15 protein-coding genes are annotated in these 17,451 nt (G+C 53.3%); 7 read left to right on the top strand and 8 right to left on the bottom strand.

Translation table 11 applies throughout. From position 1 onward, the window contains the following. Positions 1–35: 35 nt before the first annotated feature. Complete coding sequence (locus ETG88_RS07655; protein ID WP_107702904.1) at positions 36–1,265, bottom strand: amino acid permease; 1,230 nt, start codon at positions 1,263–1,265, stop codon at positions 36–38. Positions 1,266–1,383: 118 nt separating this feature from the next. Next, positions 1,384–1,842 (bottom strand): multidrug/biocide efflux PACE transporter, encoded by a 459-nt coding sequence (locus ETG88_RS07650; RefSeq protein WP_129035093.1) that lies wholly within the window; start codon positions 1,840–1,842, stop codon positions 1,384–1,386. A gap of 103 nt (positions 1,843–1,945) precedes the next feature. On the opposite strand from ETG88_RS07650, the gene ETG88_RS07645 reads away from it, so the two are divergent. The 3 genes from ETG88_RS07645 (at position 1,946) to ETG88_RS07635 (ending at position 5,094) form a co-directional block, all read left to right on the top strand. Further along, positions 1,946–2,812 carry a LysR family transcriptional regulator gene (locus ETG88_RS07645; RefSeq protein WP_100779054.1) on the top strand — a complete coding sequence of 289 codons (867 nt, stop codon included), beginning with the start codon at positions 1,946–1,948 and terminating at the stop codon, positions 2,810–2,812. Positions 2,813–2,906: 94 nt separating this feature from the next. Further along, complete coding sequence (locus ETG88_RS07640) at positions 2,907–4,085, top strand: acetyl-CoA C-acetyltransferase (protein ID WP_100779055.1); 1,179 nt, start codon at positions 2,907–2,909, stop codon at positions 4,083–4,085. 325 nt (positions 4,086–4,410) lie between these two features. Then, positions 4,411–5,094: an oligogalacturonate-specific porin KdgM family protein gene (locus tag ETG88_RS07635; RefSeq protein WP_100779056.1), complete on the top strand. Its 684-nt coding sequence runs from the start codon at positions 4,411–4,413 to the stop codon at positions 5,092–5,094. Between the two features lie 178 nt (positions 5,095–5,272). Here ETG88_RS07635 and ETG88_RS07630 read toward each other — a convergent pair whose 3' ends face one another. Beyond that, complete coding sequence (locus tag ETG88_RS07630) at positions 5,273–6,448, bottom strand: oligogalacturonate lyase family protein (RefSeq protein ID WP_129035092.1); 1,176 nt, start codon at positions 6,446–6,448, stop codon at positions 5,273–5,275. 457 nt (positions 6,449–6,905) lie between these two features. Here ETG88_RS07630 and kduI point away from each other — a divergent pair, with 457 nt between their 5' ends. From kduI to araE, 3 genes are all read left to right on the top strand, one after another. Continuing rightward, positions 6,906–7,742: a 5-dehydro-4-deoxy-D-glucuronate isomerase gene (gene kduI / locus ETG88_RS07625; RefSeq protein WP_100779058.1), complete on the top strand. Its 837-nt coding sequence runs from the start codon at positions 6,906–6,908 to the stop codon at positions 7,740–7,742. A gap of 63 nt (positions 7,743–7,805) precedes the next feature. Further along, positions 7,806–8,567 carry a 2-dehydro-3-deoxy-D-gluconate 5-dehydrogenase KduD gene (kduD, locus tag ETG88_RS07620; protein ID WP_100779059.1) on the top strand — a complete coding sequence of 254 codons (762 nt, stop codon included), beginning with the start codon at positions 7,806–7,808 and terminating at the stop codon, positions 8,565–8,567. Positions 8,568–8,878: 311 nt separating this feature from the next. Beyond that, positions 8,879–10,297 (top strand): arabinose-proton symporter AraE, encoded by a 1,419-nt coding sequence (araE, locus tag ETG88_RS07615; protein WP_267902411.1) that lies wholly within the window; start codon positions 8,879–8,881, stop codon positions 10,295–10,297. A gap of 39 nt (positions 10,298–10,336) precedes the next feature. On the opposite strand, the gene ETG88_RS07610 is transcribed toward araE, so the two are convergent. The 5 genes from ETG88_RS07610 to ETG88_RS07590 form a co-directional block, all read right to left on the bottom strand. Then, on the bottom strand, positions 10,337–11,464 hold the full coding sequence (locus tag ETG88_RS07610) for an oligogalacturonate lyase family protein (protein WP_129035090.1): 1,128 nt from the start codon (positions 11,462–11,464) through the stop codon (positions 10,337–10,339). A 66-nt stretch (positions 11,465–11,530) separates the two neighbouring features. Continuing rightward, complete coding sequence (locus ETG88_RS07605) at positions 11,531–12,817, bottom strand: ABC transporter substrate-binding protein (RefSeq protein ID WP_129035089.1); 1,287 nt, start codon at positions 12,815–12,817, stop codon at positions 11,531–11,533. Positions 12,818–12,831: 14 nt separating this feature from the next. After that, positions 12,832–13,959, bottom strand: a complete 1,128-nt coding sequence (locus ETG88_RS07600; protein WP_129035088.1) for an ABC transporter ATP-binding protein — start codon at positions 13,957–13,959, stop codon at positions 12,832–12,834. Between the two features lie 12 nt (positions 13,960–13,971). After that, a complete protein-coding gene (locus tag ETG88_RS07595) occupies positions 13,972–14,874 on the bottom strand; it encodes a carbohydrate ABC transporter permease (RefSeq protein ID WP_100779064.1) in 903 nt (300 codons plus the stop codon). Beyond that, positions 14,867–15,757: a carbohydrate ABC transporter permease gene (locus ETG88_RS07590; protein WP_100779065.1), complete on the bottom strand. Its 891-nt coding sequence runs from the start codon at positions 15,755–15,757 to the stop codon at positions 14,867–14,869. Before ETG88_RS07590 ends, ETG88_RS07595 begins: the two co-directional genes overlap by 8 nt. A 546-nt stretch (positions 15,758–16,303) precedes the next feature. Here ETG88_RS07590 and wzz(fepE) point away from each other — a divergent pair. Beyond that, positions 16,304–17,434 carry an LPS O-antigen length regulator Wzz(fepE) gene (wzz(fepE), locus tag ETG88_RS07585; protein ID WP_129035087.1) on the top strand — a complete coding sequence of 377 codons (1,131 nt, stop codon included), beginning with the start codon at positions 16,304–16,306 and terminating at the stop codon, positions 17,432–17,434. The last annotated feature ends 17 nt before the right edge of the window (positions 17,435–17,451 follow it).

Genomic DNA, 17,451 nt, shown 5'->3' with positions numbered 1-17,451 from the left:
CGGAAAGCGAAGCGCTCACCGGGCCTGCATGAGGGCTAACCGACAAACATGACCGACACGCACAGCACGCCGACGATCAGCGTCAGCAGATTGCCGAAAGAGCGGTAAGGTTTCAGCGTCGGGATGAGATAAGTGGAGAGCGTCGGCATGATGAAAAGAATCATGGCGATCAAAGGCCCGCTGATGGCGTAAATCATCGAAATCGCGTTCGGGTTGATGAAACAGACCACGAAGGTAATAAACGACACCACCATGATTGATACCGCGCGGTTAAAGGCGCGGCTCTTCTTAATGCCCACCTGATGCAGCGATGATTTGACGATCTCCGTCGCCCCTTCAATGACCCCAAAATAGGTGCCGAGGAAAGATTTCGACATCGCCACAATCGCCACCACAATGCCCGAAATACCCAGCCATGCCGGGGAAGATGGCATCATCGAGAGGGCCGAGAGAATTGTTACGCCCTCTTCTTTGGCCGCCACGATGTACGACGGCGGAATCGACAGCAGGCAGCTGAAGACAAAGAACAGCACGCTCAGGCAAATAATCAGGTACGCGACCTTCATGATTTTTTTGCATTTACCCATGGCCGCATCACCGTACTTTTCACGTCTGTCAACGGCGAAAGTGGAGATGATTGGCGTATGGCTAAAAGCGAAAACCATCACTGGAATAGAAATCCATACCTGGTGCAGCGTGTGCTGATCGAACGCCATCTGGCTGGTCAGCAGCGACGGCTGCCAGCTGCCGGTGAGATACAGGGACACAAACAGGAAATAGGCGATCAGCGGGAAGACCAGAAAACCCATCACCTTGAGGGTGATATGACGGCCCGTTAAGAAGATCAGATTCAGTACCATCACCACGCCAAGACTCACCAGCACGCGTACGGTGGTGTCGACGGTCAGATGCTTCGCCAGCTGTTCTGTTATCGAGTTGGTGATCGCCACGGCGTAAATCAGCACCACCACGAAGAAGGCGACAAAATAGAGCGTGGTGATCAGGTTGCCGATCTTTTTGCCGTAGTAGTGCGTCACCGCGCTGGTGATCCCTTCACTGCCTTTGGCGTTTGACGACAGGATAAACTGGGCCAGCGCTTTGTGCGGCCAGTAGGTTAAAGGATAAGCCACAAGGGCCGTAATGAGCAGGACAATCGCGCCTGCGGAGCCGAGCTGAATGGGCAAGAACAGGGTTCCTGCGCCTACGGCAGTGCCATAGAGGGCGAAACTCCAGAGAGTCTCTTCTTTTGACCAAATTTTCGACATTAGAGCAACGTATCAACTATAAAACGAACAAAAAGGAGGGTAATTTACCATAATTATGCGTTGAAGGCGCAGTTGACGTCGCAGGTCAGGCCGGAAGAGGGTTCCGGCCTTAGAGGGATCAGTTCGCCAGGGCACGTCGTTGCTGGCGGCGCTTGATCACTTTTTCGCGAAGCGTGTCGTACGCCCAGTTATAGAACATGGTGTACGGCAGGAAGAACAGGAAGAAACCGATCTCCAGGGTAAATGCCTGCAGGAGCGTTACGCCGAGCACCGCCGAGACGATCGACACCCCGATCACGATAAAGCCGCACTCAAAGCCCAGAGCATGGAACGCACGCACTTTTGCCGTGCGGGTTACGCGGTGAACGGGCCACATACGGTCAAATCCATAGTTATAGATAATGTTCCAGACCATCGCTGTGGTCGCCAGGATGATGGTGAGTCCACCCATTTCCACCATCGAACGCTGCATTAACCAGGCGGCGGTAGGCGCCAGAATTGCCGTGGCAATCCCTTCGAAGCACACCGCGTGGAAGATACGCTCCGGCAGTTTTCGTTTTTGTACATTGTGTTGCATAACCTGACCTCATGAATTCGCCGGAATGGGCGTTGATGTGGCCTATTTTTATCGTAATTTGTGATATATAAAAGATACTATCCATCGATAAAATAGATACATCATGCGCTACTCTCCCGAAGCCCTTACCGCTTTTGTCGAAACCGTGGCTACCGGTTCGTTCTCCGCTGCGGCGCGACGCCTGCGCAAAAGCCAGTCCACTGTCAGCACCGCGATTGCTAATCTGGAGGCAGATCTGGGGTTTGCCCTGTTTGACCGTTCCGCCCGTCAACCGGTGTTAACCGAACAGGGCGAGCAGGTGCTGGGTTACGTGCAGTCGATTCTGGCCGCCAGTGCGCGTCTGGACGAACTGGCCGTCTCCCTGACCGCCCAGACGGAAGCGCGGCTGACCTTTGTGCTCTCGGACACGCTCAACCCGGACGTGCTGGAGGATCTGATGATCCAGTTCGACAAGCGCTTTCCGCACACGGAATTTGAGTGTTTGATTGGCGAGGAAGAGGACGTCATCGATCTGCTGCAAAAAGAGCGTGCGCAGGTCGGCCTTACGGAAGCGCGCGATATTTACCCCACCGGGATCGGCGTGATCCGCCTGCCGATGCAAACCCAGATGGCGATCTATGTTGCCACCACCCACCCGCTAGCGGCGCAGGGGAGAGTGGAGGTGGATGAGCTGCACGGCTGGCGCGAACTGCAGCTGAGCACATATCTGGAACGGGAAACCACCCAGGTGCGCGGCCCCATCTGGTCTGCGCCTAACTATTTGCTGCTCCTCAGCATGGCGGTGCAGGGCTTCGGCTGGTGCGCGCTGCCCTGTGCGCTGGTGGAAGAGTTCGCCGCGGCGAAAAGCCTGGTACAAATCAACGTTCCCGGCTGGCCGCGCACCATCGCCATCGATCTTCTGTGGAACAAGCGAAGCCCGCCAGGCGTCGCCGGAAGCTGGCTGCGCCAGTATCTGCAGGACGCGCGCTAATCCTGTGACAAAACTCACTTTTTTTAAACAATTACGTTAATTGTTGATAACAATGCATCTACTATCAGCGGTGTCATTTTGCGCAGAGGTAGAGATGAAAGAGGTCGTGATCGTGGGGGCGTTGCGTACGGCAATCGGCTGTTTCCAGGGCGCGCTGGCTCGCCATTCTGCAGTGGAGCTGGGGAGCGTGGTCGTCAGGGCGCTGGTCGAACGCAGTGGAATTCCCGCCCATGAAATAGATGAAGTGATCCTGGGCCAGGTGCTGACGGCGGGCGCCGGGCAGAACCCTGCGCGTCAGGCGGCACTGAAAGGCGGGCTGCCGAATACCGTGTCGGCGATCACCATCAACGACGTCTGCGGTTCGGGTCTGAAAGCGCTGCATCTGGCGACGCAGGCGATCCAGTGCGGCGAGGCCGATGTGATCATCGCCGGCGGCCAGGAGAACATGAGCCGCGCGCCGCACGTCCTGACGGACAGCCGCACCGGCGCACAGCTCGGCAACAGCCAGCTGCTCGATAGCCTGGTGCATGACGGCCTGTGGGATGCGTTCAACGATTACCATATGGGCGTGACCGCAGAAAACCTGGCGCGGGAATACGGCATCAGCCGAGAGCTTCAGGATGCCTACGCGCTCAGTTCACAGCAAAAAGCGCGTGCCGCCATCGACTCAGGGCGTTTTCGCGATGAAATCGTGCCGGTGGACACCCTGCGCCACAACGGCGAGCTGCTGATTATCGATACGGATGAACAGCCGCGCACGGATGCCAGCGCGGAAGGGCTGGCTAAACTCAATCCTGCCTTTGAAACGCTCGGCTCGGTGACGGCGGGCAACGCCTCGTCGATCAACGACGGCGCAGCGGCGGTGATGATGATGAGCGAAAGCAAAGCCGAAGAGCTGAATCTGCCGGTGCTGGCGCGCATCAAAGCGTTCGCCAGCGTGGGCGTCGATCCTGCCCTGATGGGCATCGCTCCCGTATATGCCACGCGCCGCTGTCTTGAGCGCGCGGGCTGGCAGCTCAGCGACGTGGATCTGATTGAAGTGAATGAAGCGTTTGCCGCACAGGCGATATCGGTGGGGAAAATGCTGGAGTGGGATCCGAGCCGCGTGAACGTCAACGGTGGGGCGATTGCGCTTGGGCACCCGATTGGCGCATCCGGCTGCCGTATTTTAGTTTCGCTGGTGCATGAGATGACCAAGCGCAATGCCCGCAAAGGGCTGGCGACCTTGTGCATTGGTGGCGGGCAGGGCGTGGCGCTCGCCATCGAAAGATAACCGCACTGAAATAGTTCTCTCTTTAGAAGCCTCCTTATTGGAGGCATTTTTTTTGTGCGCTGAAATCTATTTTTACGCTTATGAGATGATTCTAAAGCCTCCAGTTAAATCCAGAAACTTCATATTCTGATCAAATATCCTCTTTTTGTGATCTTAAACCTGAAATTCCCTTTTAATACCCGATGTTTGTTGATGGGTGTCACGTCGATCCTTGCCAAAAAAATTGAAACAAATAATTACGATCTTGATCACTAAAATATCGTTATTTAAAAAATAAAATGCAATTTCATAAAAACGAAACATAATTTTATTTGAGGGTTTTGTCATGTTTAAAAAATCTCTGGTCCTTGCTTCTCTCGTTGGTGCGTCTTTCGCAGCTCAGGCTGTTACCGTTGATTTACGTCACGAATACATCGACAGCGGCTCAAACGCCGACCGTGTTTCCGTGTCACACCGCTTCGCCAATGGCTTAGGTTTTTCCGTTGAAGCAAAATGGAAATCAGGCGGCGATAAAGCCGACCAGCCTTTTGCGGATGTCGTCGGTAACGGCCACGAAGACCAGATTAGCTGGCGCTGGAAAGCCACCGACAATATTGCGCTGACACCGGCATTTACCATCGAAAGTAATGACAGCCGCACCATCTATAAACCGAATCTGCATTTGCAATACAGTTTCGACAGTGGCTTCTATGTGGCGGCCCGTTATCGTTACGAATATACGCGCTATCCTTCAAGCTCAAATAAAGACGACGATAAAGTTAACCGTGGCGATGCGTGGGTAGGCTGGGTAATGGGTGATTTCCGTACCGAGCTGAACTATGTCTACGCGAAGAGTTCAGAAGGGATGATTCGTAATAATAATAAAGATTATTCCAACGAATATAACGCTAAGCTGGCATACAAATGGGATAAAAACTGGGCGCCGTATGTGGAAGTGGGCAACGTGGGCGTGAAAGAGACCGACGAACGTCAGACGCGTTTCCGTTTAGGTGTGGCATATTCCTTCTAAATAATAATAAACAGTACCTCCGGGAAAAAGCCGGCTCGCATGAGCCGGCTTTTTTATGCCTGTCGGCAGGGGGTATTCGCCTGGTCGGGTCGAAATCACGAGCAAACAGATGTTCTTCAAACCAAAAAAAAGCCCTCCAGGAGGAGGGCAAGGCCAGTTACAGAAACACTAACTTAAATCATGCATGCAACATTTCAGGTTGCTCGGGGAGTTTCGCGATATAGAGAGCGGGTTTGCCGTCTTTATCGGAACTGAACAGCACCGCTTTATCATCCGGAGTAAAGGATGGATGCGGATGGGTCACCTGACGGCTGTTTGCCACGGTGGCCCAGGAGGTATCGTGACGGGCGATGCGGAAGTGCGCTTTTTTCGCCACGTCAAAGGCGTACAGATAAGGATCGTTATCGATGGTGTAACCGCTGGTGTCTTTCACATCCACCGGCGTACCAGAACCGTCGCCGACCAGCAGCGTGCCGTCAAAGTTGCTCATCAAATGAGAACAGGCGGGCATCTGCATGACCGCGTCGTTGACGCCGGTGTCCGGGTTAAAGCTGTAAATGGTGCGGCCCTGCTGACCTTTCAGATACGAGACATACACCAGCGCGGAGCCGTTTGGCACCCAGAATTCGTGCGTGCAGCTTTCGCCTTCGGCGTGCTCTTTCACTTTGCGCACATTGCTGCCGTCTTCGTTCACCATCCACATCCGCGCATCCACCAGGTCGTGCGGGCCTTCGTGGCAGAAGGCGACAGTATTGTCGTCGAACGGGCGATAGATAGGGTGGCCGAGCCAGTTTTTCTCTTCGTGAATGGTCGCGCTTTCACCGGTTTTCAGATCCACGCGCAGCAGGCGGCAGTGTGGCCCTTTGTGGAAGAAGTCGTGGAAAATTTTCCAGTCGTTCAGTGGCGTCCAGTCGCTTTTGGCGATCTCGATCCCGACCAGTTTGGTGCAATCGCTGTTGGCGACCCAGGTGCCGTAGCCGACCCACTCGTCGGAGACGCGATACACTTCGCGCTCGACCAGCGTGTCCAGATTCACTTCCAGCAGAGTGCGGTCGTTTTTGACGTAATAAAGGGACTTATCGTCCGGCGAGAGAAAACCGCCAAACGTATTATCACCCGCGCCTTCCGTCAGCTGCACCGCTTCGGCTTTTTTCAGATCCAGCAGATAGTAGTTCCAGTGGCCGTCGAACTCTCCGGCGAACAGCAGATGGCTGCCATTATTAAAGAAGCACTTCTGATAAAAGTAGTTTCGATGACAGGTTACTTCCGGTGGGGTCAGGCGGGTAATTTCCACGCCTGTATCCGGATCGCGGCTGACGTCATAGTTCAGCTTGACCCGCATACCTTTAGCCATGATGCGCTCCTTTAATATGACCGCAGGATACTTTCTGCCAGTCAGATCTGAATGTGAGATAAGTTAAAAACTGAGTGTTAAATTATCAAAACATCGTTTCAATGTGTGTGACTGATGGCGCACTTTGTAAGAATAATTGTTTATCGTGAGGGCTATCTTTGATTTTGAACGTGGAATGTTTTCTCTGCGGTCAAATCTTAAAGGTTTTATAATTGATTGTTTACTATGATAAATATTCTGCACCTGTTTTCCGTGTGCCACCTCTGTATCCCTGTCAACGCTTAACAATCGTGATCCAAACTACACTTCTGTTATTAAGATGCAGAAAAAGTGAAACATCGTTTTAAATGTAATTGAAAACCCATTTCGCAGCGGATACTATGTGCTCATAGAGAAAACGGAACGTTGTTTCGTTAATCATCCTTGCCCTCGGGCACGATCAATTCTGGAGGTAAATGTGGACGTCAGACAAAGCATCCACAGCGCGCACGCTAAAACACTGGATACTCAGGGTCTGCGCGATGAGTTTTTAGTTGAGAAGGTGTTTGTAGCTGATGAATACACCATGGTGTACAGCCACATCGACCGCATCATCGTCGGCGGGATCATGCCAACCACCAAAACCGTTTCCGTGGGTGGCGAAGTGGGTAAACAGCTGGGCGTCAGCTACTTCCTGGAGCGTCGCGAGCTGGGTGTGATTAACATCGGCGGGCCGGGCACTATCACGGTAGACGGCACCTGCTATGAAATCGGTCATCGCGATGCCCTGTATGTCGGCAAAGGCGCGCAGGAAGTGGTGTTCGCAAGCATCGATAGCAGCAAACCGGCGAAGTTCTACTATAACTGCGCACCGGCGCATACGGCATACCCAACCAAAAAAGTCACTCCAGCGGATGTTGCGCCAGTCACCCTCGGTGACAACCTCACCAGCAACCGCCGCACCATCAACAAATACTTCGTTCCTGATGTGCTGGAAACCTGCCAGCTCAGCATGGGCCTGACCGAACTGGACCCAGGCAACCTGTGGAACACCATGCCGTGCCATACCCATGAGCGCCGCATGGAAGTGTATTTCTATTTCAACATGGACGAAGACGCCTGCGTGTTCCACATGATGGGGCAGCCACAAGAGACGCGCCATATCGTGATGCAAAACGAGCAGGCCGTGATTTCGCCGAGCTGGTCCATTCACTCCGGTGTTGGCACCAAAGCCTATACCTTCATCTGGGGTATGGTCGGTGAAAATCAGGTCTTCGATGACATGGACCACGTCGCTGTTAAGGATCTGCGCTAGTCGCGGGCAGTGAAGCATAAACCTGCCTGTTCGTGACAGGCTCTGAAAGATTAAGGAACAAACATGATTCTGGATGCATTTTCTCTGCAGGGTAAAGTAGCGGTCGTAACCGGGTGTGACACCGGTCTGGGCCAGGGTATGGCGCTGGGTCTGGCGGAAGCGGGCTGCGATATCGTGGGGATCAACATTGTTGAACCGACTGAAACCATCGAGCGCGTGACTGCGTTGGGTCGTCGCTTCCTGAGCCTGACCGCGGACCTGCGCAAAATCGACGTGATCCCTGAACTGCTGGATCGCGCCGTGGCTGAATTTGGTCATATCGATGTGCTGGTCAACAACGCCGGTCTGATTCGTCGTGAAGACGCGATCAACTTCAGCGAGCGCGACTGGGATGACGTGATGAATCTGAACATTAAGAGCGTGTTCTTCATGTCTCAGGCGGCGGCGAAACACTTTATCGCCCAGGGTAACGGCGGCAAAATCATCAATATCGCCTCCATGCTCTCTTTCCAGGGTGGCATCCGTGTGCCGTCTTACACCGCGTCAAAAAGCGCCGTGATGGGCGTGACCCGTCTGCTGGCAAACGAGTGGGCGAAGCACAACATCAACGTCAACGCGATTGCACCAGGCTACATGGCGACCAACAATACCCAGCAGCTGCGTGCGGATGAACAGCGTAGCGCGGAAATTCTCGACCGCATCCCGGCGGGCCGTTGGGGTCTGCCAAGCGATCTGATGGGGCCGATTGTCTTCCTCGCCTCCCCGGCATCTGACTACATCAACGGCTACACCGTTGCGGTGGACGGTGGCTGGCTGGCGCGTTAATTCTCGCCTTTATAAAGAAAACCTCTGCCTGGTGCGGAGGTTTTTTTTGCCAAAAAATCAGCTTGTCCATATTCATAAAGTCATAAAATCCATAGTGAAAATCCATGATGGATGCATATCACAACTTTATTGCTTATAAATTAATGCATTAACAATAAATGGTGATTAATTACCCAGAGTTGAAATTGTAATGTCCATCACAGTTCGCTACTGCCCAGCCAAATAATCCATAACTTCGCGTCTAACGGCCTGACACTTTTGCTGGCTTTCTCGTAATTTCAGTTAACGTCTTAACGCTGTTCAGGCAGGAAATTATGACATCTATCAATGACTCTACCTTTATGCCCCGCGCCCTGCGCGATACCCGCAGAATGAATCTGTTCGTGTCCGTTTCAGCGGCGGTGGCCGGTTTACTGTTTGGGCTGGATATCGGCGTGATCGCCGGTGCGCTGCCGTTTATAACCGACCACTTTACGCTTAGCAGCCGTCTGCAGGAGTGGGTGGTGAGCAGCATGATGCTCGGCGCGGCGCTGGGGGCCCTGTTTAACGGCTGGCTCTCTTTCCGGCTGGGACGCAAATACAGCCTGATGGTGGGGGCAGTGCTGTTTGTCGCCGGTTCGCTCGGTTCCGCGTTTGCCACAGGCGTTGAAGCGTTACTGCTTTCCCGGGTGCTGCTGGGCGTAGCGGTGGGGATTGCATCCTACACGGCCCCGCTCTACCTCTCTGAAATGGCGAGTGAAAACGTGCGCGGTAAAATGATCAGCATGTACCAGCTGATGGTGACGTTGGGTATCGTGCTGGCATTTCTTTCGGATACCTATTTCAGCTATAGCGGCAACTGGCGCGCAATGCTGGGCGTGCTGGCGCTGCCCGCCGTACTGCTGATGGTGCTGGTGATTTTCTTGCCGAATAGCCCGCGCTGGCTGGCACAAAAAGGGCGCCACGTGGAGGCGGAAGAAGTGCTGCGGATGCTGCGCGATACCTCGGAAAAAGCGCGCGAAGAGCTGAATGAAATCCGCGAAAGCCTGAAGCTGAAGCAGGGCGGCTGGTCGCTGTTTAAAGCCAACCGCAACGTGCGCCGCGCGGTGTTTCTTGGGATGTTGCTGCAGGCGATGCAGCAGTTTACCGGGATGAACATCATCATGTATTACGCGCCGCGCATTTTCAAAATGGCCGGTTTTACCACCACCGAACAGCAGATGATCGCCACGCTGGTGGTGGGCCTGACCTTTATGTTCGCCACCTTTATCGCCGTATTTACCGTCGATAAAGCGGGGCGCAAACCGGCGCTGAAAATTGGTTTCAGCGTGATGGCGCTCGGAACGCTGATCCTCGGCTACTGTCTGATGCAGTTCGATAACGGCACGGCCTCCAGCAATCTCTCCTGGCTCTCCGTCGGCATGACCATGATGTGCATCGCGGGCTACGCGATGAGCGCTGCGCCGGTGGTGTGGATCCTGTGCTCGGAAATTCAGCCGCTGAAGTGCCGCGACTTTGGTATCACCTGTTCCACGACCACCAACTGGGTGTCGAACATGATTATCGGCGCGACCTTCCTGACGCTGCTCGACTCCATCGGCGCAGCGGGAACCTTCTGGCTCTATACGGTGCTGAATGTGGCGTTTATCGGCATCACGTTCTGGCTGATTCCTGAAACCAAAAACGTCACATTGGAACATATCGAACGCAAGCTGATGGCGGGGGAGAAGTTACGCAATATCGGCGTCTGATTTTTGCTGCCCGGCGGCGCTACGCCTGCCGGGCTTTTTTTACACTCGCGCTAAATACAACGCCGGCATCCCTTCCTCATCCGACGTATACAACACCCACTGATTATCCGGCGAGAACGACGGGTGTGGATGCGTCACCTGGCGGTCCCCATCAAGCACTTTCCAGCTGGTGTTATGCTGGCAAACGGCGTGTTGCGTTCCGGTCGCAATATTAAATACCCAGATAAAAGGATCGTTCAGGCTGATATTGCCCGTGTTGTGCGGCGCGCCGTCGCCCACGATCAGCGAGCCGTCGTGGTTACTCATCAGATGCGAACAGGGCGGGATTGCCATCAGCTGACGATTTTCCAGCGTCAGCGGATCGGCGCTGCAAAGATAGCGCTGAGGATCGTTCTCCTTGTGCGCGACGTAATAGAGTGCTGAACCATCCGGCACCCAGAATTCATGGGTAAAACTTTCCCCCGGCGCATGCTGGCGCACCTTGCGAAGCTGGCTGCCATCGGGATTGATGAGCCACATGCGGGCGTCGATGGCATCGCGCGGTCCTTCGTGGCAAAACGCCACTGTGCTGTCGTCAAACGGACGATAGATAGGATGCCCGAGCCAGCGTTTTTCCTGCAAAATCACCTGCTGCTCGCCGGTGTGTAAATCAATATTGATCAGGCGGCATTCGGGCTGGGTAAAGTAAAAGGCGCGGAACTTGCCCCAGTCGGTCAACGGCTGCCAGTCACGCTTTCTGATTTCGATCCCGACCAGTTTTGTGCAGTCTGAATTCGCGACCCAAGTGCCATACGCCACCCACTCGTCGTCGACCGCATACACAATCTGCTCTTCGAAACTGTCGAGACAGACGCGCCGCAGTTCGCGGTTGTTTTTCACATACCACAGCGCGTTATCATCATGAGATAAGAACCCGCCAAAGGTGTTATCACCCGCACCGTCGGTGAGCTGGGTGGCCTGCTCTCTGGCGATATCGAGCAGGTAGTAGTTCCAGTGGCCCTCAAACGCGCCGCCAAAAATCAGCTTGCTGCCGTCCTGAGTGAAGCACTTTTGATAGAAGTAGTTGCGGTGACAAATGATGTGCGGGGGCGTCATCCGTATCACCTCGTGCCCCGTTACACTGTCCTGGCGCGTGCGAAAATTCAGCGGGATGATTTTGCCTTTCATAGCGTGTTCTCCGGATAAAAAAATACCCTGCCACCGGAGGTAGCAGGGCAGGGAAGGTCACAGGAATTAGCGCATCGCGCGTTTCAGGATACGTTCAGCCTGACGCTGGAAGTCGGTTGCCGTCTCTTCCACGGATTTCTGACCGTAGTCGAGATACTGCAGGGAGGTGCCGAACTGCGCCACGATCTGCGGGTCGTCAAAGTATGGCGAGACAGAGAGTTTAGCTGGCAGAGACTGCGCCAGGCGCAGGCCCGCAACGGCCGGATCGTTCTCTTTGATGGTGCCGTCTTCTGTCAGGTAATGCACCGCCACTTTACTTAGCGGCACGCCGCGCTCCAGACCCAGCGTATCCACCCCTTCTTTGCTGTTCAGCAGGAAGTTAATGACTTTTGCTGCGGCTTCCGGGTTTTTGCTCGATTTACCGATGGAGAGCATCTGCGCCGGTTTGAAGAACAGGCCCGCATCCGTTGCGCCTGGCAGCATTGGGTAGCTGCCCAGCTCCAGTTTCGCCGGTGGCTTCAGGTTGTCGGAATACTTGTTAATGGTGGAGTTCCACATGTAGGTACCGCCCCATTCCCCCTGGATCCACGGCTTCATTTCATACATGTTGCTCTTGCCGAATGACGCGTAGTATTTGGTGTCTGGCATCACGTGGCTATCCACCAGATCTTTGTAAGTCTGGAAGAATTCCACCCACTGCTCTTTGCTGTAGGAGAATTTTTTCGCTTTTTCGTCAACGGCTGGAATGTTGTATTTCTGAATCATGTAGGAGTTCAGCAGCGCCAGCGTGTCCTGATGTTCCAGAACCACCGGGTAATACTGTTTACCCAGTTTGCTCTCAAAAGCTTTCCCGGCTGCTTTCAGCTCGTCCCAGGTTTTCGGGTATTCGACGCCCGCTTTTTTCCAGGTCTCATCGTTAAAATAGAACACGCGCGCGGTCACGGAGATCGGGATACCGTTCAGCTTACCGTCGACAGTGGTGGACTGCAGCTCTTTGGCATCGAACTGACTTAAGTCGATCACGTCTTTCATTTTGTTGAGATCGTAGAAGCCGTCGCCGGTTTTCGAGAAGATCGGCAGCCAGTTCCAGTTAGTCTGCATGACGTCCGGCTCGGTGCCGCCTGCAATCTGGGTGGTCAGACGCGACAGGTGGCCGTCCCAGCCGGTGTATTCGGCTTTGACGTTAATGTCCGGATGCTGTTTGTGGAACTCTTCTAACGCTTTCAGGGTGACCTGGTGGCGGCCATTACCCCCCCACCAGGACATACGTAAATCAACATCTTGCGCCATCGATGGCAAAGCAGTAAGGCCCAGGGTAGCGGAGATTGCTGCGCTTAAAAGCACTTTTTTCATTTTTATAACTCCAGTTAGATTGAGATGTTCAGTTCAGTTTTTGCATCAAAAATGTGGCACTTATTCATATCAAACTTGAAATACACCTTACGATGAAGTCCTTTATAAATCATGGGCTTAGCTTCATCGGAAGGAATTCGGGCAGTCAGTTCGTAATCAGAGACTTTCAGGTAGACGAAGAACTCGTGACCCATGTTCTCTACGCGTACCAGCTCGCCGCTGCAGCTACCTTCTGCGAACGGCTCGTCAGAGACAGAGACGAATTCCGGGCGGATGCCGTAGAAGGTGTCTTGCGCCTGATGGCCGACCACTTTGTCGTGCAGGGTTTCGCTTAATGGCATCGTTTCATTGCCGATGCTCAGCGCCAGACGGCCCTGCTGATCGACCAGTCGAGTAGCGCGAATATTCATCTCAGGCGCGCCGATAAACCCGGCCACGAACATGTTTTTCGGTTTGTGGTAGAGGTTGTCCGGGGTATCCACCTGCATGATGTGACCGAGTTTCATCACGCAGATGCGGTCTCCCATGGTCATCGCTTCCGTCTGATCGTGGGTGACGTAAACGGTGGTCGCCGGTTTACCGGATTTCTTCAGCTGTTTGTGCAGGTCAGAAATACGGATACGCATCGAGGCGCGCAGCTTGGCGTCGAGGTTGGAGAGCGGTTCATCGAACAGGAACACGTCAGGTTTTTTGACGATGGCGCGGCCCACGGCCACACGCTGCGCCTGACCGCCGGAGAGCTGGCGCGGTAAACGGTCCAGCAGCTCTTCCAGTTCGAGGATTTTCGCGGCTTCGTTGACCTGTGCTTCAATCTGATCTTTCGGCATTTTGCTGAGCTTCAGACCGAAGGCCAGGTTTTCACGCACGGTCATGTGTGGATAGAGCGCGTAGTTCTGGAACACCATCGCAATTCCGCGCTCTTTTGGCGCGAGGTTGTTGACGATCTTCTCGCCGATGCGGACTTCGCCACCGCTGATGGTCTCAAGACCCGCCAGCATACGCAGAGTGGTCGATTTGGCGCAGCCGGATGGCCCGACGATCACCATAAATTCCCCTTCAGCGATTTTCAGGTCGATAGCATGTACCGCTTTGAAGCCGTTGGAGTAAACCTTTTCCAGTTTGTTGAAAATAACTTCAGCCATGATATTTCCCTCTTAACCTTTAATTCCGCTGCTGGTTACGCCCTGTACGAAGTAGCGCTGTGCCAGGAAGAAGACAATGATGGATGGCAGAATGGAGATGCTCGCCATTGCCAGAATTTCGTTCCACGGCGCACCTTCGGTGACGTCGATGGACATTTTCAGAGCCAGTGCAATCGGGTATTTATCCACGCTGTAGACATAAATCAGCGGCCCGATAAAGTCGTTCATTGACCACATGAACTGGAACAATGCGACGGAGATAATGGCCGGTTTCAGAATCGGCACTACCACATACCACAGCACCTGCAGGGAGTTGCAGCCGTCGATCTGTGCGGCCTCTTCCATGTCACGCGGAACACCGCGCAGGAACTGAATCAGCATGAAGACGAAGAACCCTTGGGTGGCGAACGCCAACGGCAGGTACAGCGGCATATAGCTGTTCAGCATGCCCATTTCGCGGAACATCAGGTACTGCGGGATCAGCAGTACGGTGCTCGGCAGGAGCATGGTGGTGATGAGCGTGGCGAACCAGAATTTCTTCCAGGGGATCTCGAAGCGGGCAAAGCCGTACGCCACGATGGTGGAGGAGATAATGGTCAGAATCACTTTCGGGATCACATACTTAAAGGTGTTCAGCATGTAATGGCCAAAGTTGTATTCGGTACCGGTTTTCCAGCCGTTGATAAAGCCGTCCCAGGTGGCGTGTGCGGGCCACAGGCTCAGGGTGGTGAAGATCTCGTGGTTCGGTTTGAACGACGCCGAGAACATCCACACCAGCGGATATAGCATCAGCAGGCCAACAAACAGCAGGATCACGTAGCGGATACTGGCGTTGATTTTCTCTTTGCGCAGCGTGCGGGCCACTTCGCGTTCCGCGATGCTTCTCGCCGTGGAGAGTTCCTGAATATCAGCCATTTTTGCCTCCCTTATCGGCAGAGTAGAACACCCAGTATTTTGAAGATTTAAAGGCGATAGCGGCAAAGACCGCGACGACCAGGAACAGGATCCAGGCCAGCGCTGCGCCGTAACCCATATCAAAGTACTTGAAGGCGGTGTCGTAGATGTAAAGCGAGAACAGATAGGTCGAATAGGTTGGTCCACCGCCCGTTATCACATACGGACCGGTAAATTCCTGGAACGCCTGGGTAGTCTGCATAATGAAGTTGAAGAAGATCACTGGCGTAATCAGCGGCACGGTCACTTTCATGAACATCTGCCATTTAGAAGCGCCATCGATCATCGCCGCTTCATACTGAGACTGCGGAACGTTTTGCAGAGCAGCCAGGAAGATGACCATCGCGGAACCAAACTGCCAGACGCGCAGTAAGGTGACGGACATCAGCGCCAGAGACGGTTCACCGAGCCAGTTCACCGGGTCCAGCCCAAATACACCGATAAAGCTGTTCAGCAGGCCATCAATCGCAAACAGCGCGCGCCACAGAACGGCAATAGCGACGGAGCTGCCGAGGATTGACGGAATATAATAGGCCGTTCGGAAGAATCCAATGCCGCGTAATTTAAAGTTCAGGACAAACGCAATTCCCAGCGCAAAGGCCAGCTTCAGCGGGATGGTCAAAAATACATATGCAAAAGTGACGCCCATGGATTTCCAGAAGAGGGTATCTTCTGTAAACATGTAGCGGTAGTTTTCTATGCCGTTAAATACCGGCGGGCTCATCAGATCGTAATCAGTGAAACTGAGAAAGAAAGATGAAACAAAGGGAAACGCGGTAAAGATTATCAACCCGATTATGTAGGGTGATATCCACGCTAGCCCCAGCATTTTGTTTTCATTCATACATACCTACCTGGCAATCAATGGTTTAAAACGGAATCTGCTGGTGGTGCTTCTGCCCGCATCGGTTTTACGAGACGGGGAAGCGAGTGTTCGGTGTGCGTCGCACGAGGTCTACTCCATTTACCTGCTGATAAATAAGATGTTTTATCATTCCATTTGGACACGCCTTGTCTGGGTTTCAAAAACAAACGAACCGTTGTTCTTGATTTGTAAAACATCGTTTTAATTTATTTTATTGCGATTTGTTTCTGCGTCATTCTATTAATGATGGAAATGTGATCGCTGTCGAAACGCTGTTTCAATAAGGTGAGGTGGCTGGCAATTTTGACTTTTAGACAGAAGAAAAGCCGAAGGAGGAGATCGGTGACGGGTGAAACATGTGTCTTTGTAACATTCAATAACTCATTGCGACTAACTACTAAATTTCGTAGCGCATTCCTCATTTTTTGCAAACACACATTCAGATGATTCTTAGTTTCGGGTATCATCCATTTCACCTAACTGTGATTGGCAGGATTTCACTGCAACTCAACCAGAAGAATTAGAATGTCTGCTATGGATATCAAAAAAAGCACGGAGCTGCATTTTGCCAGTTATCCACCCCCGGTCGTTGCCCAGAAAGAAATTGACCTCCTGGGGCTCTTCGAAATCTTATTTGCTGCCAGAAAGCGGATTATCGCTGTGGTTTTCGCTTTTGCTGTCGTGGGGCTTATCGCCGCCTTCCTGATGCCACAAAAGTGGACCAGTAAAGCGGTAGTGACTCCCGCGGAGCAAACCCAGTGGAGTGACGTGCAGAAAATGCTGGTCGCGCTGCAGGTGCTGGATGTCGATGTCAGCGTTAAGCGATCGGACGTCTTTAACCTGTTTATCAAAAAGTTTCAGTCTCAGTCGCTGCTGGAAGAGTATCTGAAGACCTCCCCCTTCGTGATGGCGCAGTTAAAAGATGCTGAGATCGATCCGCAGGACTTGCATCGCGCGGCGGTAAATATTGCCGAACGCATGACCGCGACCGATAACGCAGCAGCCAAAAATTCCGATAAAGCGCCCTACGCGTCATGGACGTTGAGTTTTAGCGCGCCGACGGCGCAAGACGCGCAGATCGTGCTGAAAGGGTACATCGATTACATCTCTGCCATCGTTGAGAAAGAGACGATGCTCAACGTGCGTAACGCGCTCGAACTGAAAACGCAGATGGAAAAAGAGCGGCTGGAGCTGGACCGTGTCCGTCTGACGACGATCCATAACACCAATCTTCAGCGCCTTAACTACTCTCTGGAAGTGGCGAACGCCGCCGGAATCAAAAAGCCGGTCTACAGCAATGGTCAGGCGGTAAAAGATGATCCTGATTACTCCATCGCGCTGGGCGCGGACGGGATTGCGCAGAAGCTGCGAATTGAGAAATCGTTGAAAGATGTGGCCGAGCTGAACGCCGATTTCCAGAACCGCGAATACCATCTGGCTCAGCTGGAGAAGCTCTCCGTCAATGATGTGAATTTCGAACCGTTCAAGTATCAGCTTTCGCCGTCGATGCCGGTGAAAAAAGACGGACCGGGCAAGGCACTGATCATTATCCTGGCCGCTCTGATCGGCGGAATCGTGGCTTGTGGCAGCGTGCTGATTCGTGAGGCAATGCATGCACGTTCACCGCTACCAGAGCATGAACTGGCGACGAACTAAATCACATTGATGACGAG

The sequence above is a fragment of the Lelliottia nimipressuralis genome (assembly GCF_004115925.1).
In the GTDB taxonomy this organism is placed as follows: Bacteria; Pseudomonadota; Gammaproteobacteria; order Enterobacterales; family Enterobacteriaceae; genus Enterobacter; species Enterobacter nimipressuralis.
The sequence above is the reverse complement of the archived record's forward strand: the minus strand, read 5'-3'. Positions and strand labels throughout refer to the sequence as shown.